21 protein-coding genes are annotated in these 23,066 nt (G+C 64.5%); 6 read left to right on the top strand and 15 right to left on the bottom strand.

Translation table 11 applies throughout. The annotated features are described in order from the left end of the window. Positions 1–9 precede the first annotated feature (9 nt). Genes BW975_RS14850 through bchF form a run of 7 tightly spaced genes read right to left on the bottom strand, consistent with a single transcriptional unit; the run spans position 10 to position 9,936 of the window. The gene (locus BW975_RS14850; RefSeq protein ID WP_076535090.1) at positions 10–1,443 is read right to left on the bottom strand and encodes an MFS transporter; all 1,434 of its coding nucleotides are present in this window, start codon (positions 1,441–1,443) and stop codon (positions 10–12) included. Next, positions 1,440–2,132: a magnesium protoporphyrin IX methyltransferase gene (bchM, locus tag BW975_RS14845; RefSeq protein WP_076535089.1), complete on the bottom strand. Its 693-nt coding sequence runs from the start codon at positions 2,130–2,132 to the stop codon at positions 1,440–1,442. Before bchM ends, BW975_RS14850 begins: the two co-directional genes overlap by 4 nt. Beyond that, complete coding sequence (gene bchL, locus BW975_RS14840) at positions 2,132–3,028, bottom strand: ferredoxin:protochlorophyllide reductase (ATP-dependent) iron-sulfur ATP-binding protein (RefSeq protein ID WP_076535088.1); 897 nt, start codon at positions 3,026–3,028, stop codon at positions 2,132–2,134. Before bchL ends, bchM begins: the two co-directional genes overlap by 1 nt. Positions 3,029–3,046: 18 nt before the next feature. Then, positions 3,047–6,589, bottom strand: coding sequence for a magnesium chelatase subunit H (locus tag BW975_RS14835; RefSeq protein ID WP_076535087.1), 3,543 nt, complete (start codon positions 6,587–6,589; stop codon positions 3,047–3,049). Further along, complete coding sequence (gene bchB, locus BW975_RS14830; RefSeq protein ID WP_076535086.1) at positions 6,579–8,117, bottom strand: ferredoxin:protochlorophyllide reductase (ATP-dependent) subunit B; 1,539 nt, start codon at positions 8,115–8,117, stop codon at positions 6,579–6,581. Before bchB ends, BW975_RS14835 begins: the two co-directional genes overlap by 11 nt. Next, positions 8,114–9,442, bottom strand: coding sequence for a ferredoxin:protochlorophyllide reductase (ATP-dependent) subunit N (locus BW975_RS14825; protein ID WP_076535085.1), 1,329 nt, complete (start codon positions 9,440–9,442; stop codon positions 8,114–8,116). Before BW975_RS14825 ends, bchB begins: the two co-directional genes overlap by 4 nt. Beyond that, positions 9,439–9,936, bottom strand: a complete 498-nt coding sequence (gene bchF, locus BW975_RS14820) for a 2-vinyl bacteriochlorophyllide hydratase (RefSeq protein WP_076535084.1) — start codon at positions 9,934–9,936, stop codon at positions 9,439–9,441. Before bchF ends, BW975_RS14825 begins: the two co-directional genes overlap by 4 nt. Before the next feature lie 215 nt (positions 9,937–10,151). On the opposite strand from bchF, the gene BW975_RS14815 reads away from it, so the two are divergent. The 6 genes from BW975_RS14815 (at position 10,152) to idi (ending at position 16,484) form a co-directional block, all read left to right on the top strand. Next, complete coding sequence (locus tag BW975_RS14815; protein ID WP_083687131.1) at positions 10,152–11,051, top strand: cobalamin B12-binding domain-containing protein; 900 nt, start codon at positions 10,152–10,154, stop codon at positions 11,049–11,051. A 57-nt stretch (positions 11,052–11,108) separates the two neighbouring features. After that, positions 11,109–12,524 carry a transcriptional regulator PpsR gene (gene ppsR / locus BW975_RS14810; protein ID WP_076535083.1) on the top strand — a complete coding sequence of 472 codons (1,416 nt, stop codon included), beginning with the start codon at positions 11,109–11,111 and terminating at the stop codon, positions 12,522–12,524. Between the two features lie 72 nt (positions 12,525–12,596). Continuing rightward, positions 12,597–13,505, top strand: a complete 909-nt coding sequence (chlG, locus tag BW975_RS14805) for a chlorophyll synthase ChlG (RefSeq protein WP_076535082.1) — start codon at positions 12,597–12,599, stop codon at positions 13,503–13,505. Then, complete coding sequence (locus BW975_RS14800; protein WP_076535081.1) at positions 13,502–14,785, top strand: BCD family MFS transporter; 1,284 nt, start codon at positions 13,502–13,504, stop codon at positions 14,783–14,785. The genes chlG and BW975_RS14800 overlap by 4 nt, the downstream gene beginning before the upstream one ends. A gap of 2 nt (positions 14,786–14,787) precedes the next feature. Further along, on the top strand, positions 14,788–15,969 hold the full coding sequence (locus tag BW975_RS14795) for a geranylgeranyl diphosphate reductase (RefSeq protein ID WP_076535080.1): 1,182 nt from the start codon (positions 14,788–14,790) through the stop codon (positions 15,967–15,969). After that, positions 15,966–16,484: an isopentenyl-diphosphate Delta-isomerase gene (gene idi, locus BW975_RS14790; RefSeq protein WP_076535079.1), complete on the top strand. Its 519-nt coding sequence runs from the start codon at positions 15,966–15,968 to the stop codon at positions 16,482–16,484. Before BW975_RS14795 ends, idi begins: the two co-directional genes overlap by 4 nt. Before the next feature lie 7 nt (positions 16,485–16,491). On the opposite strand, the gene dxs is transcribed toward idi, so the two are convergent. The 8 genes from dxs to bchZ form a co-directional block, all read right to left on the bottom strand. Continuing rightward, entirely contained in the window at positions 16,492–18,402 is a 1,911-nt protein-coding gene (dxs, locus tag BW975_RS14785; protein WP_076535078.1) for a 1-deoxy-D-xylulose-5-phosphate synthase, read from the bottom strand. A 283-nt stretch (positions 18,403–18,685) separates the two neighbouring features. After that, entirely contained in the window at positions 18,686–18,922 is a 237-nt protein-coding gene (gene pufX / locus BW975_RS14780; protein WP_076535077.1) for an RC-LH1 core complex protein PufX, read from the bottom strand. Between the two features lie 11 nt (positions 18,923–18,933). After that, positions 18,934–19,863 carry a photosynthetic reaction center subunit M gene (pufM, locus tag BW975_RS14775; RefSeq protein ID WP_076535076.1) on the bottom strand — a complete coding sequence of 310 codons (930 nt, stop codon included), beginning with the start codon at positions 19,861–19,863 and terminating at the stop codon, positions 18,934–18,936. A gap of 14 nt (positions 19,864–19,877) precedes the next feature. Next, positions 19,878–20,708 (bottom strand): photosynthetic reaction center subunit L, encoded by an 831-nt coding sequence (gene pufL / locus BW975_RS14770; RefSeq protein WP_076535075.1) that lies wholly within the window; start codon positions 20,706–20,708, stop codon positions 19,878–19,880. A gap of 131 nt (positions 20,709–20,839) precedes the next feature. Further along, the gene (gene pufA / locus BW975_RS14765) at positions 20,840–21,007 is read right to left on the bottom strand and encodes a light-harvesting antenna LH1, alpha subunit (protein ID WP_076535074.1); all 168 of its coding nucleotides are present in this window, start codon (positions 21,005–21,007) and stop codon (positions 20,840–20,842) included. A gap of 11 nt (positions 21,008–21,018) precedes the next feature. Further along, on the bottom strand, positions 21,019–21,174 hold the full coding sequence (gene pufB, locus BW975_RS14760; protein WP_076535073.1) for a light-harvesting antenna LH1, beta subunit: 156 nt from the start codon (positions 21,172–21,174) through the stop codon (positions 21,019–21,021). Positions 21,175–21,296: 122 nt separating this feature from the next. Continuing rightward, entirely contained in the window at positions 21,297–21,527 is a 231-nt protein-coding gene (gene pufQ / locus BW975_RS14755; protein WP_076535072.1) for a cytochrome PufQ, read from the bottom strand. Then, a complete protein-coding gene (gene bchZ, locus BW975_RS14750; protein WP_076535071.1) occupies positions 21,524–22,984 on the bottom strand; it encodes a chlorophyllide a reductase subunit Z in 1,461 nt (486 codons plus the stop codon). The genes pufQ and bchZ overlap by 4 nt, the downstream gene beginning before the upstream one ends. Between the last annotated feature and the right edge of the window lie 82 nt (positions 22,985–23,066).

Raw genomic sequence — 23,066 nt, 5'->3', positions numbered from 1 at the left:
CTTCCGGGGTTATGTCGGAAAATCCGCAAGGCCGATGGGCCGCTGCGTTTGCGATTGACGTTGCGCCCGGACCCGCACCAACGGGCCAAGAGCGATGAGCGTGATGAAGAGAAGGCCGATCTCGAAGTGGTAGACAAAGGAATACCCGGTTGCCGGGCTGGTCAGCGCCTCACCCAGACGGCCCGACATGGCCAGCGTGCCAACGAGATCGCGCAGCGCGCCGCCCGCAAAGATGGCAAGCCCCGCCGCCGTCGCCTGCGCCGCGCCCCAGGCGCCAAGCGCAAGGCCCCGGTCCGCGGCGCCTTGGGCCGACATGGTCATGGCCGCATTGAGCGTCGAAACCGCGAAAAGCCCGCCGCCAAAGCCGATCCCGGCGGCGCCCGCGAAGAAGATCGCGCTGGACCCCATCGGCGCCGCAAAGACCACTGCGCTGAACCCGCCAAGACCCACGAGCAGGCCGCGCCCCGCGAGGCGATAAGGATCGCGCCCCTGCCCCAGCCAGCGGGCCGCCATGCTGAACGCCACCAGCGCGCCGATCGCCCATACCGCCGTCAAAAGCGTCGTGGAAGACACGCTGAGGCCGAGGATCTCGCCACCAAAGGGCTCCAGCAGGATGTCCTGCATGTTGAACGCCATCGTGCCCAGGAAGACGACCACCAGAAGACGCCCAGCATCGCCGCCCGCCATGAAATCGGACCAGGCGTCGCGGAACTCGGGCTTGGGCGCGGCACGCTCGGCCTTGGTCATCGGCTTGATCTTTTCCTGCTTCCAGAGCGCCAGCATGTTGAGCGCAATGGTCACGACAGCAGCGCCCTGCACCACCTGAATGAGGCGCAGCTCGCTGAAATCGCGCAGAAGCGTGCCGAGGATGATCGACGACATCAGCATGCCCACGAGGAACATCACATAAAGAAGTGCGACGACGCGCGGGCGCGTTGCGTCATCCGCGCGGTCGGCGGCCAGCGCGAGGCCAGCGGTCTGCGTCATGTGCATCCCGATGCCTGTCAGAAGGAAGGCAAGGCCCGCCCCCAACTCGGCGATGAAGGGCACGTCGATGGCCTGCCGCCCGGTAAAGAGCACGAGACCCATCGGCATGATGGCGAGGCCCCCGAATTGCCAGAGCGTGCCGAACCAGAGGTACGGCACCCGCCGCCAGCCGATGGCCGAGCGGTGATTGTCGGACCGGAATCCGAGCAGCGCCCGGAAGGGCGCCGAGAGGACCGGGATCGCGATGAAGAACGCGACGATCATCGCCGGCACCGACAGCTCGACGATCATCACGCGGTTGAGCGTGCCGAGCAAAAGCACCGCCGCCATGCCGACCGACACCTGAAAGAGCGACAGGCGCAAAAGCTGCGCCATGGGCAGCCCCTCGCTTGCTGCATCCGCGAAGGGCAGCATGCGGGCTGTCAGCCCTTTCAGGGTTTTGGTGGGCAGGATCATGGACGAAACTCCAATGCCGACGAGATGTAGAAGCCCGAATTCACCCGCTCGATGGCGCGCAGACTGCCCGGCACCTCTGCCTTGCGCATCGCCCGCTGGATCCCGCGCACATTATGCGGGACCATCGTGGGCGAGCGATCAGCCCGCGGGAAGAGCTGCCCCGCGCGCCACATCGCCATCAAGAGCGGCGTGCGCGGCGCAAGGGTGAAGATGAAGCTCTGGGCAAGGCGCGGGGCCAGCCGCCCGAGGGCGGAGGCGATATCGTCCGCGCCGTAATAGATCATGCTGTCCATCCCCAGCGCGTAGTCGAACGCGCCCAGATCGGGACTGAGCATGTCGCCCGCCTCGAAGGTGATGCGGCTTTGCAGATCCGCAGGGCAGCGCCGCCGGGCGATATCGATCAGCGCGGGCGAGATGTCGATCGCGGTGACATCCGCGCCCCGCGCGGCCAGCTCGACCGCCATCGCGCCCGTGCCGCAGCCCGCATCGAGAATGCGCGCGCCGCTCAGGTCGTCCGGCAGCTGCGCCAGCATCACGGCGCGCATCCGGTCGCGCCCGGCCCGCACGGTCGCACGGATGCCCGACACGGGCGCGTCGGATGTCAGACGCTCCCATGTGCGGGTGGCGGTACGGTCGAAATAATGCTCGACCCGGGCGCGTGTGCGCTCGTATGTGGCGGCGCTTTCCATCAATCGAATCCCAGAAGTTCAAAGATTTCGCGGTCAGGCAGCGGCGCGGGGGCCAGCGGTTCGGTCCCGTTCCACAATGTCTCGGCCAAGCGCATGTATTCCTTGCGGACCTGCACGATCTCCTCGTCATCAGGCATCTCGAAGAGGGTCTTTTTCTTGAGGCGCGAGCGGCGGATTGCATCAAGATCGGGCATATGCGCGATCCGGTTGAATCCCACCGTCTTGCAGTAGCGGTCGACCTCGTCGGTCTCGCGCGAGCGGTTGGCGACACAGCCCGCGAGGCGCACCTTGTAGTTCTTGGACTTGGCCTGAACCGCCGCGATGATCCGGTTCATCGCGTAGATGCTGTCGAAATCATTGGCCGTGACGATCAGCGCGCGGTCCGCGTGCTGCAAAGGCGCGGCAAAACCGCCGCAGACCACATCGCCCAGCACATCGAAGATCACGACGTCCGTGTCCTCCAGCATATGGTGCTGTTTCAGCAACTTGACCGTCTGCCCGACGACATAGCCGCCGCAGCCGGTGCCGGCGGGCGGGCCACCCGCTTCGACGCATTTGACGCCGTTAAAGCCCTCGAACACGAAATCCTCGGCGCGCAGTTCTTCGGGGTGGAAATCCACCTCTTTCAGGATGTCAATCACCGTGGGCACCAACGTGCCGGTCAGGGTGAAGGTGCTGTCATGCTTCGGGTCGCACCCGATCTGCAGCACCCGTTTGCCCAGCATGGAAAACGCCGCGCTGAGGTTCGACGAGGTGGTCGATTTGCCGATGCCGCCCTTGCCGTAGACGGAAAACACCTTGGCGCCTTCGATCTTGGCGCTGTCGTCCTGATGCACCTGCACCGAGCCTTCGCCATCATCGCCTCGCAGCATCGGGGGGGTCTTGTCGAGTGCCATTATGGTCTCCTTCCGGGCCTATTCGGCCGCAATGCCTTCCAGCCGATCCTCAAGCGCGTAAGCCGCGTTCTGAAGTTCGGTCAACGTGTCCGCATCCGGGGCCCAATAGGCGCGGTCGGATGCCTCGATCAGCCTGTTGGCCATGCGCATCGAGGCGCGCGGATTGAGCGCCGCCAGCCTTTCGCGCATCGCCGTGTCCAGCACGAAAGTCTCGGTGAGGCGCTTGTAGACCCAAGGCTCCACCTGACCTGCCGTCGCGGACCAGCCCACTGTGTTCGTGATATGCGCCTCGATCTGGCGCACGCCCTCATGGCCGTGCTCCAGAAGCGCCTCATAGAATTTCGGGTTCAGGCTGCGCGAGCGTGTCTCGAGGCTGACTTGCGCGGCCAGCGTGCGCACATGCGTGCCGCCCAGCGTCTGATCGCCGATATAGACGGGCGTATCCGCCCCGCCCCGCGCACGCTTGACGGCGCGGGCGATGCCGCCGAGCGTATCGAAATAGTGATCGACCGACGTGACGCCCAGCTCGACACTCTCGAGGTTCTGATAGGCCAGATCCACATGGCTCAGCGCATTTTCCAGCAGCGAGGTGTTCTGCGCCGCCTTGCCATCCGTGCCATAGGCAAAGGATTTGCGCGCCTGGTAGGCATCGGCCAGTTCGTCCTCGTCCCCGAAGGCAGAGCTGTCGACCAGCTGATTGACGTTCGAGCCATAGGCGCCCTCGGCATTCGAGAAGACGCGCAGAGCGGCGGTTGCCATGTCACAGCCCACACGTGCGGCGTAGTCCAGCGCATGGGCGCGGACGAAATTCTGGTCCAGCGGCTCATCCGCCTCGGCACATTTCAGCGCGGCCTCGGCCAGCATCCGGGTTTGCAGCGGCAGAAGATCGCGGAAGATGCCCGAGAGCGTCATGATCACGTCGATGCGCGGGTGGCTCAACTGCTCCAGCGGGATCAGATCCGCGCCGCAAAGGCGGCCATAGGCATCGAAACGCGGCGTGCAGCCCATCAGCGACAGCGCCTGCGCGATAGGCCCGCCATCGGATTTGATATTGTCGGACCCCCAGAGGACCAGCGCGATGCTGCGCGGCATCTCGGGATGCGTCTCCAGCAGCGCCTGCGCCTGCTTGGCGCCGTCCTGCATCGCAAAGGCGGTGGGCATGCGGAAGGGATCGAAAGCGTGAATGTTGCGCCCCGTCGGCAGGATTGACGGGTTGCGGATCAGATCACCGCCCGGCACCGGCGCAATGAAACGGCCCGCAAGGGCGCGCATCAGGCCGTTCAACTCGGTTTCCTCTTGCAGATGCGCGTCGGCCATGCGGCGCTCGGCCTCGGTGCAGTGGCCCATCAGCGCAATCATGTCGGCGCGGGCCTCGGCGCTCATCTTGCGGCCCACGATATGCAGCCCGTTGGGGATCAGCGCCGCCTCGGTCTCGATCAGCGTCCGCCAGAGCGCGCCGGGATCTGTGCCATCGAGATCGACCGCCTCCGCCTGCTCGGCGATCAGCGTCTCAAGCTCGGCGCGCGCGCCATCCTGCTGCGGCATCTCGCGCCAGCGCATCAGGCTGTCCTTGAGCGCGGCGAGCCCCTTGTAGAGACCGGCAGAGGAGAGCGGCGGTGTGAGATGCGTGATCGTCACCGCATTCGAGCGGCGCTTGGCCAGCGTCGCCTCGCTGGGGTTGTTCGCGGCATAAAGATAGACATTGGGCAGCGCGCCGATCAGGCGGTCGGGCCAATCGGCGCTTGAGAGGCCCGATTGCTTGCCCGGCATGAACTCGAGCGCGCCATGCATGCCGAAATGCAGCACCACATCGGCGGCTAGGTCGGTCTTGAGCCAGTGATAGAAGCCCGCAAACGCATGGGTCGGCGCAAAGCCACGCTCGAAGAGAAGGCGCATCGGATCGCCCTCGTAACCAAAGCTGGGCTGCACCCCGACGAAAACATTACCGAACTGGGCGCCAAGGATGAATACGCCGAGCCCGTCGGACTGCACCTTGCCCGGGGCGGGTCCCCAGACGGCCTCGATCTCGTCCAGCCAGGGGGTTTCGGACACGATCCGGTCCGCGCTCAGCGTGGCGGCGACATTGGCCTCCTGTCCGTAGGTGGCGGCATTGCCCTCCAGCACGGCGGCGCGCAGGGCGTCGACATTCGCCGGAGGTGTCACGTCATAGCCCTCGGCTTGCATCCGCATAAGCGTGTTTTGCAGCGACTCGAAGACACTCAGGTAAGCGGCAGTGCCGATGGCGCCCGCATTGGGCGGGAAGCCGAAGAGGACGATGGCCACTTTCTTGTCCGCATTGCCCATGGCCCGAAGCTTTGCCAGGCGCCGCACCTTGTTCGACAGGGCGCCGATCCGCTCGGGGCAGGGCGCCATGGCGCGGGTCTGGCTGACCGAGGCGCATTTATGCGCGCAACCGGTGCAGCCCCCTGCCCCGTGGCGGCCTGCATAGACCGTGGGATTGCTGGCGCCATCCAGCTCGGGCAGCGCGACCAGCATCGTCGTCTCGACCGGGCCAAGGCCCTGGCCCGAGCGCGCCCACTGGTCCAGCGTCTGAAATTCCAGCGGCTGGGCCGAGACGTAAGGCACGTCCAGTCCGTTCAGCGTGACCGCCGCCGCATCGCTGTCATTGTAAGCGGGTCCGCCCACCAGGCTGAAGCCTGTCAGCGACACCAGCGTGTCGATGCCAGCAAAATAGGCATCCATCGCGGGGCGCGCATCGAGGCCGCCTGCGAAGGCAGGAATGACGCGCATCCCATCCGCCTCAAGACGGCGGATGACGGCATCGTAATGCGCGGTATCGCCCGACAGGATGTAGGAGCGCAGCATAACGAGGCCGATGGTCGGACGCCCCGCATCGCATGCGGGCAGATCTTTGATGTCGGTGACGATCCGCGCGCCCAGGTCCGGGTGATAAAGACCCACCTCGGGATATTCCACCGGCAGCGCCGCGCGCGTTCCGCGCCATTCGGGCTTGGACGCGTAGCGCGAGATCAGGCTGCGCACCATGTTCTCGACATTGTCATCCGAGCCGCCCAGCCAATACTGCATGCTCAGGAACCACTGGCGCAGATCCTGCGCCTTGCCCGGCATCAGCTTGAGGATCTTGGGGATGCGGCGCAGCATCTTCATCTGCGATGCGCCTGCCCCGCCCTTGGCCTTGGGCGCGGGCTTGAACTTCTTGAGGAAGGCCATCGTCGCCGAGGCGGGCTTGGCCATGTCCAGATCGCCCATGCGCGTCAGGCGCACGATCTGCGCATCCGCCACCATGCCGACAAAGGCGTCGCAATGCGGGCGGCGTGCCTCAAGGTCCGGCAGGATCGCGTTGATATGCTCTTCGAGGAACAGGATGTTGACGATCAGGATATCGGCCCGTGCGACCGCGTCCTTGGCGTCCTGCAGCGCGGCGGGGTCTTCGGCCCATTCCGCGGCGGCGTGAATGCTCAGCTCCAGCCCCGGATAATCGGCCGTCAGGCGCGGTGCGACACGGGCGGCCGGGCCCGCCGCGTGGCGGTCCAGCGTCACGATGACGACGCGGTAGATGTGGCTCATGTCATCGCGCATAATGGGCCTTGGCCTCGTAAAGCGTATCGACGCTGATTTCCTGCAAGTCCTTGGATTGTGCGAAGGTTTCAGTATTCCGGCGGGCCTTGCCGCGCACGAAAAAGGGTATTTTCTTCAGCTCGCGCTCGGCGGCGTCGAGCCAGACAATCTCGCCGGGCGCGGCCTCGGCGGCAGCGGCCACCTCAGGCATCTGCGGCGCATCGCCGGTATTGGCGGGCTTGTGCCCGCCATGATGGCTGGGCCCCGCGGCATCGTTGAACTCGAAATCATCGCGGAACATGTGCAGAAGGTGCTCTTCCAGCCCCATGACCAGCGGATGCACCCAGGTGTCGAAGATCACGTTCGCGCCCTCGAAACCGACCTGCGGCGAGTAGCGCGCGGGGAAATCCTGCACGTGGACAGGCGCGGAAATGACGGCGCAGGGGATGCCCAGACGCTTGCCGATATGCCGCTCCATCTGGGTGCCGAGGATCATCTCGGGCTGAAGCGCCTCGATGGTCCGCTCGACCTCCAGATAGTCGTCGGTGATCAGCGCATCGACATTCATGTCGCGCGCCAGGGCGCGGATATCGCGGGCAAATTCCCGGTTGTAGCAACCAAGGCCGACCACCTCGAAACCCATCTCGTCGCAGGCGATCCGGGCGGCGGCGCGCACATGGGTGGCGTCGCCGAACACAAAGACCCGCTTGCCGGTGAGGTAAGTGCTGTCGACCGATTGCGCATACCATGGCAGGCGCAGGCGGCTCTCTTCCGCGCGGCACGGCAGCCCGGTGAGGTCCGCCACCTCAGCCAGAAAATCGCGCGTGGCGCCGACGCCGATGGGAACGGTCTTGGTATAGGGCTGCTTGTGCTCACGCTCCAGCCAGCGCGCGGCGCTTTCGGCGGTCTCGCGGTAGAGCAGCACGTTGAAATGCGCGGCGCCCAGACGGGTGATGTCGGTGGGGGTCGCATCCATCGGGGCCACGACATTCACGTCGATGCCGATGTCGTACAGCAGCGCCGTCAACTCGGTGATGTCGTCGCGGTGGCGAAATCCCAGCGCCGTCGGCCCGAGGATGTTGCAGGAGATCCGCTTGGTCCGCTCCACCTTGCCCGCAAGGCGGCGCACGATCTGCAGGAATGTCTCATCCGCGCCAAAGTTTTCCTTGCGCTGGTAGCTGGGCAGCTCCAGCGGGATGACCGGCACGGGCAGGCCCATCAACTCCGAGAGGCCCCCGGGATCGTCCTGGATCAGCTCGGCGGTGCAGGACGCGCCAACGATGATCGCCTCGGGCTGAAACCGCTCGTAGGCGTCGCGGCAGGCATCCTGGAAAAGCTGCGCGGTGTCCGAGCCCAGATCGCGGGCCTGGAATGTGGTGTAGGTCACGGGCGGGCGATGATTGCGCCGCTCGATCATGGTGAAGAGCAGGTCCGCATAGGTATCGCCCTGCGGTGCGTGCAGCACGTAGTGCAAGCCCTTCATCGCGGTGGCGACGCGCATGGCGCCGACATGCGGCGGGCCTTCATATGTCCAGACCGTCAGCTTCATCGCGCACCTGCCTGCGCGTAGATTGGAGGTGTTGCGGCCTCCAGGCGCTTATCAAGGCCAGAGATCAGACCCTTGCGGCGTAGCGGGCGCGAGAAGAGGCCAGCCAGATCGCCCGCCTGCTCGTAGAAATGCACCGGGGTAAAAACCAGCTCGATCGCCCATTTCGTCGTCAGCCCTTCGGCCTCCAGCGGGTTGGCAAGACCGAGGCCGCAGACCGTCAGATCGGGGCGTGCGGCGCGCGCGCGGTCCAGTTGCAGATCGACGTCCTGACCTTCGGAGATGACGGGACCAGCCTCCATCAGCTCCAGATCGGGTCCGACGATGGCGTCGTGGATAAAGGGGCTGCCAACCTCGATAGCGGTCATGCCGCACTCATTGGTCAGAAAGCGCGCCAACGGAATTTCCAGCTGGCTGTCGGGAAAGAAGAAGACCGATTTGCCCTGCAGATGCTCGGACGCCTGCGCAATGGCGCGGCTGGCACGGGCGCGCGGGGCGTCGGTGGCCGCCGCGAACCTTTCGTCGCTGACGCCGAATTCGTCCGCGATGGCCCGCAGCCAGGCGGTGGTGCCTGCCTCACCGAAGGGAAACGGCGCCGGGATGTGGCGCGCACCGCGCCGTTCGAGCGCGCCGCATGTGTCACCAAGAAAGGGTTGATTGAGCGCAAAGACCGTATTGGGCCCGACCGCCACGTTTGATGTGATGCTGCGCGCGGGCAGGCAGCGGACATTCTTGATGCTCAAGTCGCGCAAGAGGCCCAGCATCTGATCCTCGACCACGTCGGGCAGCGCGCCAACGACCATCAGCTCGCGCTTGTCCGTCGCGGGCAGCACGGGCACCATCGACGCAAGGCATGCATCCTCGCCTTGGGTAAATGTCGTCTCGATGCCCGAGCCGGAGTAATTCAGCACGCGCACCTTGGGCGCGTAGGCTTCTGTCAGGCGCTCGGCAGCGCGGCCAAGGTCCAGCTTGATCACTTCGGAGGGGCATGAGCCAACAAGGAACAGCTGACGTATATCGGGGCGCCGCGCCAGAAGGCGGGCCACCTCGCGGTCCAGCTCGTCATGGGCATCGTTGAGACCGGCCAGATCGCCCTCTTCGAGGATGGCGGTGGCAAAGCGCGGCTCGGCAAAGATCATGACGCCCGCCGCCGATTGCAGCAGATGCGCGCAGGTGCGGCTGCCTACAACCAGAAAGAAAGCGTCCTGCATCTTGCGGTGCAGCCAGATGATCCCGGTCAGGCCGCAGAAAACTTCGCGCTGGCCGCGCTCCTTGAGAACGGGCGCGGTGCGGCAACCGCCGCCTGCAAGTGGCGCGGAGCCGGTCATTGAGCGACCCCCGGCGCGGCCATTTGCAGGCGCGCCGCACGGAGCTTGAGAATGAACTGACCCGCATTGATGACGTAGGCACCGTAGGCCGCAAGCGCGAGCCACATCAGGCCCGCGGGCGTCAGCATGCCGCCATAAAGCGCAACTAGGTAGGCAGTGTGCAGCGCGATGACCGCGAAGCTGAACACATCCTCCCAGAAGAACGCGGGCGCAAAGAGATACTGGCCAAAGACGACCTTTTCCCAGATCGCGCCGGTGACCATGATGAGGTAGAGCGCCGCGGTCTTGATCACGACCGAAACGGTCGCGGCGCCGTAGCCTTCGCCGGTGCCGAGGTATCTCAGCACGAGAACGAGGGAAATCAGAAAGATCGCGAATTGAGCGGGGGCCAGGATGCCCTGAACCAGCGTCCAGCGTGTCCCATCCCTGCGCGCCCGCTCTTCTGGCGAGTAGAGCCGTGGGGGATTCGCAGTTACCGTGGAATCGGGCAGCATTTCTGAACCTTACCTGTCTGACTGGTTTCAGAGTATCCGCGGCAATCTCAATGTGTCAACTTTGATTTACAGGTTGGGTGTAAGGCAAGAGCCGGAGACGGAATCAAGCAGATCAAAATATCCTCGCCAAAACAATGGCCTGCCAGAATCTTCAGGACGCCGCGCGTCTCACTGTCAATTTACTTTGACATTTTTCAGGATGCGAGGGATCATTTATGACGCTGCGGATGCTGCATCGGCCCATTCTGGCCCCGGCAGGAGGGACGCCCACAGTGAGGGAGGGGATGCCGATCATGAATGGAATGTCCGATAGAAAAGCTGCTCGCACACCAGACGCCGGCAAAACAGACGCCGGAAAGACCGAGACCAAGCCCGAGAGCCAGGGAGCGGCTTACAGCAAGGTCGCGGCAGACGCGCTTGGGCAGGTCGCCATGCGAGCCAAAGCCGTGAGGGACAGTCCTGACGCGCGCAACATTGAAATGCTGTTCGATGCAGCCGTCGGCGACGACCCATTGGCATGCAGCGCACTCGCGAAACGCTTGGTGGCGAATGGCACGCCCGCGGAATATATCTGTGATGTCTACATCCCCGCCGTGGCCCGCCGCATGGGCGACGATTGGTGCGAGGATGAAGCCAGCTTTACCAGCGTCACCATCGGCACTTCGCGGCTTCAGTTTCTGCTGCGCGAGATCGGCCCGGGCAAATCGGACGACCGGCGCTGGAACTCGAATGGCCAGGAAACTTCGGTCCTGCTCTTGTTGTCGCGCGATGCCGATCACACGTTGGGTATAATGGTGCTGGCCGGACAGCTCAGACGTCTTGGCTACTCGGTCAAGTTGTCAATCGGCGAAGAGGCGGTCGATCTGGTCAATACGATCAAGGATGCACAATTCGACGCCGTCTTCGTGTCGGCAAGCATGGAGGACGATCTGGCCGACCTGACCGAGGTGGTCAAAATGATAAAAAGCGCCTGCGCACCGCCGCCTCCCGTCATACTGGGCGGCTACATCGTGGAAGGCACGCAAAAGGCGCTCAAGGTCTCGGGCGTTGACAAGATCACTAATAAGTTGGAAGAGGCTCTCTCATTTTGCAAACTGCACGGCCATCCAAAGTAATTCCAACCGGATGCGGGAACGTCCGATCAGCAATGCGATCAGAGGATTGGTGTCGACATGACGTCTCGCGGGACAAAATATTGGGATAGCGGCGCTATTCCGTTGATTGGCCCAGATATTCTGGGTGACATCATCGGCTCGCTGGCAGATATCGCCATCGTCATCTCGGCCACGGGCAAGATACTGTCGGTCCTGCCCAATCCGTCCCGCCGCGCCTATGCCGATCTCAAGAATTGGGACAAGCGCGACGTGCGAGAGGTTCTGAGCGCAGAAAGCATTCCGAAATTCGAGCGCGCTCTGGCCGAGTATCTGGACGCTGGTGCCGTATCGCGCGCGGTCGAGCTGAACCATTACGACAATGAGCGTAAATGGCAGTTTCCGATAAACTACACATTCAACAAGATCGGCCCTGACAACACGATCCTGATGCTGGGCCGCGATATGCAGCCAGTGGCCGAGCTGCAACAGCAGCTGGTCAAGGCGCAGATCGCGCTGGAAAAAGACTATGAGAGCCACCGCGAATACGACACGCGGTTCCAGGTTCTTTTGGGCCACACCACCGATGCGATCATCTTCATGAGCGCCTCGGATGGCCGCATCACCGAGCTGAACAGCGCCGCCGCCCGTCTCTTGGGCAAGAAGCGTGACGCGCTGCAGAACACCAGCCTCGCCCAAGAACTCAAGGGCCTCAGCCGCCCAGATCTGATGGACCGACTTTTCTCCACGGCCCAGACAGACGGCAACGATGGCTTCGAAATCGAGGTCGCGCAAAGCGGCGACCACTTGCGGATCAGCCCCAGCCTCTTCCGGGCCGCGGGCGAGCGGATGTTTCTGTGCCGCCTCACCCCCTTCAGCGGCAAGCCTGCCCGCGATGACGACTACACCCGCAACCTGATCGCACTGTGCGAAAACGGCTCGGACGGGATCGTCATGACGGATGGAACGGGCGCGATCACCTCGGCCAATGAGGCGTTCCTGAACCTTGTCGATGCGACAGACGGGCGTAGCCTGCGCAGCCGCCAGATGTCGGATTTCCTGTCTCGCGGCAATGTCGACCAGAAGGTGCTGATGGACCACGCGTCCCGCGTCGGCAGCATGCGCCTCTATACGACACGCCTGATTGGCGAATATGGCGGTCAGCGCCCGGTGACGATCTCGGCCACGCTCCTCTCCAACGGCCACGCGCCCTGCTTTGCGTTCGTCTTTCGCGATGCACAGGTCAGCGAAACGCCCCTGCCCGCCGGCCTGCCCACGACCGATGACGACGCGCGCCCGATCATGGAACTGGTCGGCAGCGCCACGCTCAAGGAAATCGTGTCCCAGACCACCGATGTGGTCGAAAAGATGTGTATTGAAACGGCGATCCAGCTGACCAACAACAACCGCGTTGCAGCCGCCGACATGCTGGGCCTGTCGCGCCAATCCCTTTACGTCAAGCTGCGCAAATACGGCATGCTCGCCAAGGAAAGCTGAGCCGCCGGAGCGACCGCTGTCAGCCTAAGTTTACACTTGCCGACTCGGCGAATGTCAGGCTAAGTTTACAGCATGACCGCGCTCGCCTCCTCCCCCTCACTCTCTTACCCACGCCCCCTGGCCGTCCTGCGGCTGATCAAGCCGGTCACATGGGCGCCGCCCATGCTGGCCTACGGGATCGGCTGCGTTTCGGCGGGCGTGTCACCTGCAGGGCAATGGGGCACGATACTGCTGGGCGTCATCTTGGCCGGTCCCATCGTATGCGGCATGAGTCAGGCTGCGAATGACTGGTGCGACCGGCATGTCGATGCCATCAACGAGCCGCATCGCGGCATCCCCTCGGGCCAGATCCCCGGACGCTGGGGCCTCTGGATCGCCTGGGCCATGTCAGCGCTGGCGCTGCTCGTCGGCTGGCAGTTGGGGCCTTGGGGCTTCGGCGCCACCTTGGTCGGCGTCGCGGGTGCCTGGGCCTATTCGGCCCAGCCCTTGCGCCTCAAGCGCTCGGGCATCTGGGGGCCGGGCCTCGTCGGGCTCTGCTACGAGGGCCTGCCATGGTTCACCGGCGCCGCCGTCATGTCCGCCGGGGCGCCCAGCGTTTATGTGATCACAGCCGCCCTGCTCTATTCTATCGGCGCACATGGCATTATGACTCTTAATGATTTCAAGGCTTTGAAAGGCGATCTTGAGACGGGTGTCCGCTCGCTACCCGCCACTCTCGGACCCGAGACGGCGGCCCGCGTCGCCTGCATCGTCATGGCCGTGCCGCAAGCGGTCATGATCGCGCTTCTGATGCTCTGGGACCGCCCCTTGCACGCGCTCGGCGTGGCGGCGGTGCTGGGACTGCAGATGCTGGCGATGCGCAAACTTCTGCGTGACCCGAAGGGCCTCGCACCCTGGTATAACGGAACCGGCGTCATGCTCTATGTCGCGGGCATGCTGATCACCGCGCTGGCGATCCGCACGCTGGGGATTGCGCCATGACGCTCGGCTGGATCCAGATCGCGCGGCTGGGGCTGGTTCAGGCCGCCTTGGGCGCCATCGTGGTGCTGACCACCTCGACGCTCAACCGCCTGATGGTGGTCGAGCTGGCCCTGCCCGCCGTCCTGCCCGGCCTTCTGGTGGCGCTGCATTACGGGATCCAGCTGACGCGCCCGCAATGGGGCTTTCGCTCGGATACCGGGGGCAACCGCACCCGTTTCATCATCGGCGGCATGGCCATCCTGGCACTGGGCGGTTTCGGCGCCGCCTGCGGCGTCGTTCTGCTGCAATCATCCTACTGGGCGGGCCTCGCGCTGTCGATCCTGGCCTATGCGCTGATCGGCCTCGGGGTGGGCGCGTCGGGCACATCGCTTCTGGCGCTTCTGGCCTCCGGCACAGCGCCGCATCGCCGCGCGGCGGCGGCCACCATCACTTGGCTGATGATGATCTTCGGCATCGCCATGACGGCGGGCGTCGTCGGCAGCCTCTTGCACCCCTATTCGCCTGCCCTTCTGCTGAAGATCGTTGGCGCCGTGTCGCTGATGGTCTGCGCGGTAACCCTCCTCGCCGTCTGGGGCATCGAGGCGCGCGTGACCGTTCAGCCCGAGCCCGAGGCGCTGCCCTTTCGCGAGGGTCTGGCTGAAATCTGGGCCGAGCCGCGCGCGCGAGCCTTCACCATCTTCGTTTTCCTCTCGATGACCGCCTATTTCATGCAGGAATTGATCCTCGAGCCCTTTGCCGGCCTCGTCTTCGGCCTCACCCCCGGCCAAACCACCAGCCTCAGCGGCATGCAGAACGGCGGCACGTTCCTCGGGATGCTGCTGGTCGGCATCGTGGCGACGGGGCTGAAACGCGGCGCGCTGCGCACATGGGTCATCGCAGGGTGCCTCGGCTCTTGCGCGGCGCTCTGCCTGATCTCGCTGATCGGTACGCTCGGCATTGTAGCTCTGCTCAGCCCGCTGGTCATTACGCTGGGCTTCTTCAACGGCATGTTCGCGGTCGCGGCCATCGGCTCGATGATGGCGCTGGCAGGCGAAGGGCGCACGCGGCGCGAGGGCACGCGCATGGGCCTTTGGGGCGCGGCGCAGGCCGTGGCTGCGGGCTTTGGCGGGCTGACCGGCGCGGCGCTGGTCGATCTGATGCGTTTGGCGCAGATCGGCGACGCGCAGGCCTTCGGGACGGTATTCACGATCGAGGCGGCGCTTTTCATCGCGGCCGCCCTCATGGCGATGCGCATCATATCGCGTGCGCCGGCCCACCCCTATGCAGTTGCGGGAGAATGAAAATGTATGACGTCATCGTCGTAGGGGGTGGCCCCAGTGGCGCCACAGCCGCCGAAGACCTCGCCCGCTCGGGGCACAAGGTCGCCTTTATCGACCGCGCGGGCAAGATCAAGCCCTGCGGCGGCGCCGTGCCGCCCCGCCTGATCCGCGATTTTCACATCCCGGACGAACAGATCGTGGCACGCATCAGCACCGCGCGCATGATCTCGCCCACCGGGCGCCGCGTCGATATTCCCATCGAGAACGGCTATGTCGGCATGGTCGACCGCGAGCATTTCGACGAATTCCTGCGCGTCCGTGCCGAGGGGGCGGGCGCCGACCGGATCACCGGCACCTATACCGGCATCGAACGCAACGATAGCGGCACGCATGTCAATTACCGCTGCAAGGCCTCGGGCGAGACGAAATCACTGAGCACCAGACTGATCATCGGCGCCGATGGCGCGCGCTCGAATGTGGGCCGCCACGAAGTGCCGGGCGGCGACAAGATCCCCTATGTGATCGCCTATCACGAGATCATCGAGGCCCCGGCTGAGGCTGGTCCCGGCTATGACCCCGCGCGCTGCGACGTGATCTATGACGGCGCCATTTCGCCCGATTTCTACGGCTGGGTTTTCCCGCATGGCGCGCAGGCCAGCGTCGGCATGGGCACCGAGGTGCCGGGAGTCGATCTGAAACAGGCGACCGCCGCGCTGCGCGTCGCCTCGGGGCTGGAGCATTGCCGCACCATCCGCCGCGAGGGCGCGCCGATTCCGCTGAAACCCCTGGATAAATGGGACAATGGCCACGATGTGGTGCTTGCCGGCGATGCCGCAGGCGTCGTCGCGCCCTCCTCGGGCGAGGGCATCTATTACGCCATGGTCGGGGGCCGCGTCGCCGCCACGGCGGCGGCAGCATGCCTCACCTCTGGCCGGGCCAGTGATCTGCAACTCGCCCGCAAGCTCTTCATGCGCGAGCATAAGGGCGTTTTTCGCGTTCTCGGCGCCATGCAGCGCGCCTATTACCGCTCGGACGAGCGGCGCGAGCGGTTCGTATCGCTGTGCCACGATGTCGACGTACAGCGCCTGACCTTCGAGGCCTATATGAACAAGGCGCTGGTTAAGGCGCGTCCCCTTGCCCATCTCAAGATCGGCATCAAGAACCTTGCCCACCTGACCGGTTTGGTGGCAGTGACGCGAACATGAGTGTGATGATCCCCGCCTGGGTCGGCGATACGCTGACCCCCGTCGAGAAGATGGACGTGCATCGGCGCGGCCTGCCGCACAAGGCAATCTCGGTTTTTGTGATGCGCGGCACGCGCACGCTGATCCAGCGCCGCGCGCTGTCGAAATACCACACGCCGGGCCTTTGGGCGAATACCTGCTGCACGCATCCCAATTGGGGCGAGACCGCGTTGGACTGTGCCGGGCGCCGCCTTGGCGAGGAGTTAGGCATTACCGGACTATCGCTGCGCCATCGGGGCCGCGTCAGCTATCGCGCGGATGTGGGCGGCGGCCTGATCGAGGATGAGCGCGTCGAGATCTATACCGCCGATGCGCCCAAGAGCATGCCGCTGGTGCCGAACCCCGATGAGGTGGCCGAGGCGCGCTGGATCGACCTTGCGGAGCTTAGCGCCGAGATCGCCGCAGCGCCGCAGCGTTTCACCCCGTGGCTTCGCATCTATCTGGCCGATCACGCCGAGGCGATTTTCGCCGCGTGAGGCGTGTTTAGCGCCGCGCCGCCAGAATATCCCTGCCCATCGCCTGCGCGGCCATCGCCGCGATATCCACCGATCTGAGGCCCGCATCCGCATACATCGCGTCAGGCGCCGCCTGCTCGATGAAGCGGTCGGGCAGCGTCATGGTGCGCAGCTGGCAGCGCCCGTCCAGAAGGCCGTCATTCGCCAGATCGTGCAGCACCATGGCCCCAAAGCCGCCCCGCGCGCCCTGCTCGACGGTGATCAGCGCCTTATGATGGCGCAAGAGCTGCCGGATCAATGCGCGGTCCAGCGGCTTGGCAAAGCGCGCATCGGCGATGGTTGCCGAAATGCCCTGCGCCTCCAGCCGGGCCGCGGCTGCATGACATTCACCCAGATGCGCGCCGAAGCTGAGCAGCGCCACATCGCTGCCTTCGCGCACGATGCGGCCCTTGCCGATCTCGAGGATCTGCCCGCGCTCGGGCAGGGGCGCGCCCGTCCCCTCGCCCCGCGGATAGCGAAACGCGATCGGTCCTGCATCATGCGCGGCGGCGGTGGCCACCATATGCATCAGCTCGGCCTCGTCGCCGGCGGCCATCACAGTGAAATTCGGCAGCGCGGTCAGGTATCCGATATCGAACGCGCCCGCATGGGTCGCGCCATCCGCGCCCACAAGGCCCGCGCGGTCAATGGCAAAGCGCACCGGCAGGTTTTGCAGCGCCACGTCATGCACCACCTGATCGTACCCGCGCTGCAGGAAGGTCGAATAAATCGCGCAAAAGGGCTTCAGGCCACTCGCGGCCATACCGGCGGCAAAGGTCACGCCATGCTGCTCGGCGATGCCGACATCGAACACACGCGCCGGATATCGATCCGCCAGAATGTCGAGGCCCGTGCCCGCAGGCATGGCCGCCGTGACGCCTACAATGCGCGCATCGCGCGACGCCTCATCGGCCAATGCCGCGCCGAAAACCTTGGTATAACTGGGCGCATTGGGCCGGGATTTGGCCTGCGCGCCGCTGGCCACGTCAAATTTAGAAACGCCGTGATATTTGTCGGCCGAGCTTTCGGCGGGGGCGTAGCCCTTGCCCTTGACCGTGCAGCAATGAATGAGAACCGGCCCAGTGGCGCGGGTGCGCGCCGTGCGCAGTACCGCCAGGAGCTGTCCCATGTCATGCCCGTCAATGGGGCCCATATAGTCAAAGCCGAGTTCCTCGAAGAGCGTTCCCGACTTGGCCGAATGCCCGGTGACGAGCGCGCGCGCGCGGCGCGCGTGATCACGCAATGGGCCGGGCAGACGCGCCTCCAGCCCCTCGCCCAGCTTGCCCAGCTTGCCCAGGGGGCCGTCCGACAGGCGCGACATGTAGCTGGACATGGCGCCGACCGGGGGCGCAATCGACATCTCGTTATCGTTGAGGATGACAAACAGGCGCCGCCCTTCGGCGCCGGCGTTGTTCATCGCCTCATAGGCCATGCCCGCGCTGATCGAGCCGTCGCCAATGACGGCAATGGAGTCGCCCGTTTCCATCCCCATGTCGCGCCCCACGGCAAAGCCGAGCGCGGCGGAAATCGAGGTGCTGGAATGGGCAGCGCCGAACGGGTCGAATACGCTCTCGCTGCGCTTGGTAAAGCCGCTGAGCCCGCCCTCCTGACGCAGGGTGCGGATACGGTCCCGGCGCCCGGTCAGGATCTTGTGTGGATAGCATTGATGGCCCACGTCCCAGATCAGCTTGTCGCGCGGGGTGTCGAAGACCGCATGAAGCGCCACCGTCATTTCGACCACGCCCAGCGACGATCCCAGATGCCCGCCCGTGACGGCAACCGCCTCGATCACCTCGCGGCGCAGCTCAGTCGCCAAGGCGCCAAGATCGCCGTCACTTAGCGATTTGAGGTCCGACGGGCCTGCGATCCGGTCGAGTATGGGGCTGTGCGAGGCAGTCATGATGCGTCTCCTCAGACTGGCTGGACCGGCGCCATGGCCGTCCGCGCCCGCCTCCTGCCCGGATGCGTCCGGGAAGAGGGGACACGCATCCGGGAGGGTGGCTGATATCCGGCGCCGCGAGAGGGCTTGCGCGCATCGCGGCGCCGGGCTCCTGTCGCCAACAGGAAGGGAACCGGGGATATGCGGGCCGGCCCGCGCCCCCCAGGATACCGGACGTCCGGGAAGACGCCCGATCCGGCGGAGACCGGCGCCGCATCACGCGGCGCCCGTCAAATCATCAGCGTCAGGCCAGGCCGCGCGCCTCCGGCGAGACCAGCGACGAGGTCGGCGTCGGGTCCGGTGCCAGCTTGCTATCCTCGGGAAGAAGGCCCGCGACAAAGACAAAGACCCATCCGATCAAAAAGATCGCGAAGCAGAAGAGGGCAGCGTAGCCCGCCCCTTTCAGCATCAGGGCGGTGACATCGGCAGTCAGGCGGAAATTGCGATTGCCGGTGCGCAGATAGTCGTCTTGTTCCGTCATGATCCTACTCCTCAGTTCAGCGGCGCGTAGCCATGGATCTGCGCCCAGACAAACCAGTTTTCAACGACCGTGCCCGTCAGCAGGATGCCGATTCCGCCCGTCAGCGGCGTCAGCACGGCGAACCACCAGGCCCAGCGATGGATACCTTCCATCGTGGCGTTGAAGCCCATGGTCCAGCGCCAGAAAAGCGCGGCACGCTCGGACGCTGTGCCCCGGTCCACGATCTGCTCGATCTCGCGCTCGCCGCCGAACCGGCTGACCGCGAGGATCGTGGCGCCATGCATCGCAAAGAGCAGCGCCGAGCCATAGAGGAACACGATCGAGAGCGCATGGAACGGGTTGTAGAAAAGATTGCCCCATGTCAGCGAGAAAAGGTTCGTCCAGTCGAGATGCGAGAACACACCGTAGGGTACCGCCACCGACCACGATCCCATCAGGATCGGGCGGAAGAGGTTGAGCACGAAGATCAGCCACAGAAGCGACAGGAACGCCCAGGCCACATGCTTGCCCATGCCCAGTTCTTCGGCGCGGCGATATGTGCGCACCCACCAGGCCACGGCGCCGACCAGAAAGAAGAAGCTGGAGATCAGCCACCATCCGCCCTCTTGCAGCGGCGCCATGCCCAGCCCGTATTCCGGCCCCGGCGGCTCGAGCGACATCCAGAAGAGATCGCGCAGGAATACACCGGGCGAATAGCCGGCTTGATCCCAGAAGTTCAGACCGATGATGAAAAACCACATGCCGAAGCCGATGACACCGATCAGACCGAAGGTGCCCAGGTGAACCGGGCCGACCTGCGCATTGCCGAAAAGGCCATAGAGCCGGTTGAAGCGGGCCTTCTTGGTGCGCCCCCGCATGGGGGCGCCGTCTGCCATGCTCATGCCCATTTCGGGCGGTCCCTGCACCTGGACCTGAGTAAAGATATTCTGATATTCAGCCATTGCTCATATCCTCCTTAAAGGTCCACCCACCAGGGCAGCTCGTAGTACCAGTCCCACCAGACGATCCACTGGTCGAACCAGATGGTGCCCGAGATCACGATGCAGACCGCGCTCCAGAAGCCTGCCATCAGCGCCAGGAAAAGGCCCAGGCGGTGGATGCCGAGCGGCCCGATCGAATAGCCGATCAAATCGCGGAAATAGGTGTCCTCGTGGTCGGGCGATGCGATCTGGCGGCCCTTGCCGGGATTGACCGCGGACAGGACCAGCGATCCGTGCAGCGCCAAGGCGACGGCCGTGATCCAGAAGAAGCTGATCGCGACCATATGGGCCGGGTTGTAGTGGAAGTTGCCATAGGCGTAGCCGACGTTATTCACCCAATCGAGATGGCTGAAGATGCCATAGGGAAATCCATGTCCCCAGGCGCCCATCAGGATCGGGCGAATGATCACCAATGTGACATAGGCCAGGATCGCGACGCCGAAGGCGAAGGGCACGTGATACCCCATCCCGAGTTTTCGGCAGATCTCGACCTCGCGCATCATCCAACTGATGAAGGCGCCCGTCGCGCAGATCGTGATGATCTGCCACAAGCCGCCTTCGGCCAGCGGCGCCATGCCGAGACCCACCTCCAATGCCGGCGGTTCAATCGAGATCAACCACGGGTTCCAGGTGTCCCCCTGGGCCGCGCCGATAAAGATCAAAAGCGTGCCGAGGGCCGAGAAAAAGATCGTCGTGACCCCGAAGAATCCGACATAGAAGGGACCTACCCAGAAATCGAATAGATCACCGCCGACGAGCGTCCCACCCCGGACGCGGTATTTTCTTTCGAAGCTGAGCAGTGCCATCTTGCGTCTCCAAATTGCGCCCCGCGGCACCATGGCGCGGCAGGACGGGATCGATGCGTCGTTATTGCGTGTCTGGTTTGCCGGGGCGGGAATGTCCCCGCCCGCAGCTGATGTTGTTGCGATCGCCGGGCTTATTCAGCCGACATTTCCGTGCCGAAAGCCCGCTCGAACCAATTGGTCTGCGGGTTGCTGAGCAGGACGAGGTGAATCATCACCGCCAGCAGGAACAAAAAGACACCCTGAGCCACGAAAACGCGGCGCGGGTCGAAGATCAGCCAGATCTTGTAAAACTGTGCCATGGGGTTCTCTCCTACCAAGCAAACCAAGGAAGCTTGATGTACGTCAGGATATGAGCGACGACAGCGATCGCAGTGAAGATCGCGAACCCGCTCATATACACCGAGTGCAGCTCCTGGGCTTGCTCGTCAGTGAGACCCGTAAAGGACAGGTCGGTTTTATCAGCCATGGTATTTCCTCCGGAGAAGTGAACTGATGCCGTAGCGCCCCCACGGCGGGGTGACAGGGGCCAACCCCCTGCCCTTCATTCGCGCCCCTTTGGGGGAGGCGCAAAACCTTGGACCCCTCGGGTCAGGCCGACAGGATCATCGAAGTGATCACGCTGGCCTCGCTCCACGCGGTGCGGAGCGGTGACTTTTGCGGCAGGCGCATGTGGCGCGCGGCGGTCAGCGCCCATGTGATGCAGGCCACCGGCAGCGAGACGACGAAAATGACCGCGAAATACGCGATGAATTCGCGCCGGTTGGCCGCCTCGCGCGATTGCGTGCGCATGCCCTTCATGTCGCTTGTGAAATCACTCATTTTACACCTCCAGTGCTGGGTTGCAGACGGTTGACGGTTTCCAGAACGACGCGTTCGGCGCCGCCCGCCAGTGCGGCCTTCTCTGCGGCGTCGCGCAGGGATTTGGCCGCGGAAATACGGGTCAGTATGGGGTGCGAGGCCACGATCTCGTCGAGGCGGCGCTGCGCGTCCGCATCCCAGGGAAAATCGCGCCGCAGGGTCGTCGGCGTCGCCTCGGCGGCGTCCATCTCGGTGCCCAGCGGCAGGATGTGGAAAAGCGCGTCGAAGAGGCTGTTGCACACTTCCTGCAAAAGATAGGTGGCGCCCGCATAGCCCATAAAGGGCGTGCCGGTGGCGCGCCGAATGGCGGCGCCGGGGAAGCTGGCAGGAATGAAGCTGGGCGCAGGACCATGGCCCGATTTCATCTCGGCCAGGTACATCTTCTCGTTGATCGAGCCGAGCACGACGAGCGGCCGCTTGGCATGAAGCTGCGCGCGCACCTCGTCATTGTCCGTCTTCTTGCCGCGCAGACGGGACGTGGCGAACGCGCAGGGAAAGCCCAGATCGTCCTCCAGGTATTTGCGGATGCCGCGCGTGTAGGTCTCGTTCGCGACCACGGCAAAGGATGCGGTCGCAAAGAAATCCTGCGTGACCGAGCGCCAAAGATCCCAGACGGGCTTGATGGTCGAATGCTTCTCGCGCTCGATGAAAGGCTCGGGATCGAGCTCCAGCATTTCGCCCAGCTTGCGCAAAAATTTCGTAGTGCTGTCGATGCCGATGGGCGCCTGAAGATAGGGCTTGTCCAGCACTTCGCAGAGGCCCCGGCCAAACTCGCGATACATGCAGATATTGACGTCCGCATTCACAAGGCCCCGCATCTCGGCCACATGCGCTCCCAGGGGCATGACCATGTTGACCTCGGCGCCGATTCCTTCGACGAGGCGGCGGATCTCGGCCAGATCCGAGGGCATGTTGAACGTGCCATACATCGGCCCCAGGATATTGACGCGCGGCGCCGCGCCCTCCTCGCGTTTCGTCTCCTTGGGCATGCGTCCCTTTGTCATGCCGAATTCGGTGAACATCCAGGTCATCGCGCGGTCGGCGCTTTCCCACTGGTCCTCGTCGATGGTGCGCGGCAGGAAGCGCTGGATATTCGTTCCCATGGGCGTCACGCCCCCGCCGATCATCTCGGCGATCGAGCCTGTGACCACGACCGCAGGCAGCGCGGGGTCCAGAACCTTCCAGGCGCGTTTCATCGCCTCTTCGGTGCCCGACCCCATCTCTTCCTCGGCCAGCCCGGTCACCACGATGGGCAACTCATGGGGCGGCAGCGCGTCGGTATAGTGCAGAACGGACGTCACCGGCAGGTTCTCGCAGCCCACGGGGCCGTCGATCACCACCTGCAATCCCTTGGTGGCGCAGAAGGCATAGACCGCCCCCCAATAGCCGCCTGCGCGATCGTGATCCTGAACCAGCATCAGCCCTGCCCCCCCATTTCTTCTTGCGAAAAATATCCCGGGGGTGTGGGGGCTGGCCCCCACGTATAGCAGCGTGTGGGGG

The sequence above is a fragment of the Roseovarius nanhaiticus genome (genome assembly GCF_900156535.1).
Classification (GTDB): domain Bacteria; phylum Pseudomonadota; class Alphaproteobacteria; order Rhodobacterales; family Rhodobacteraceae; genus Roseovarius; species Roseovarius nanhaiticus.
Note: the sequence above shows the minus strand (reverse complement) of the source record. Positions and strands in the feature narration are given on the sequence as shown.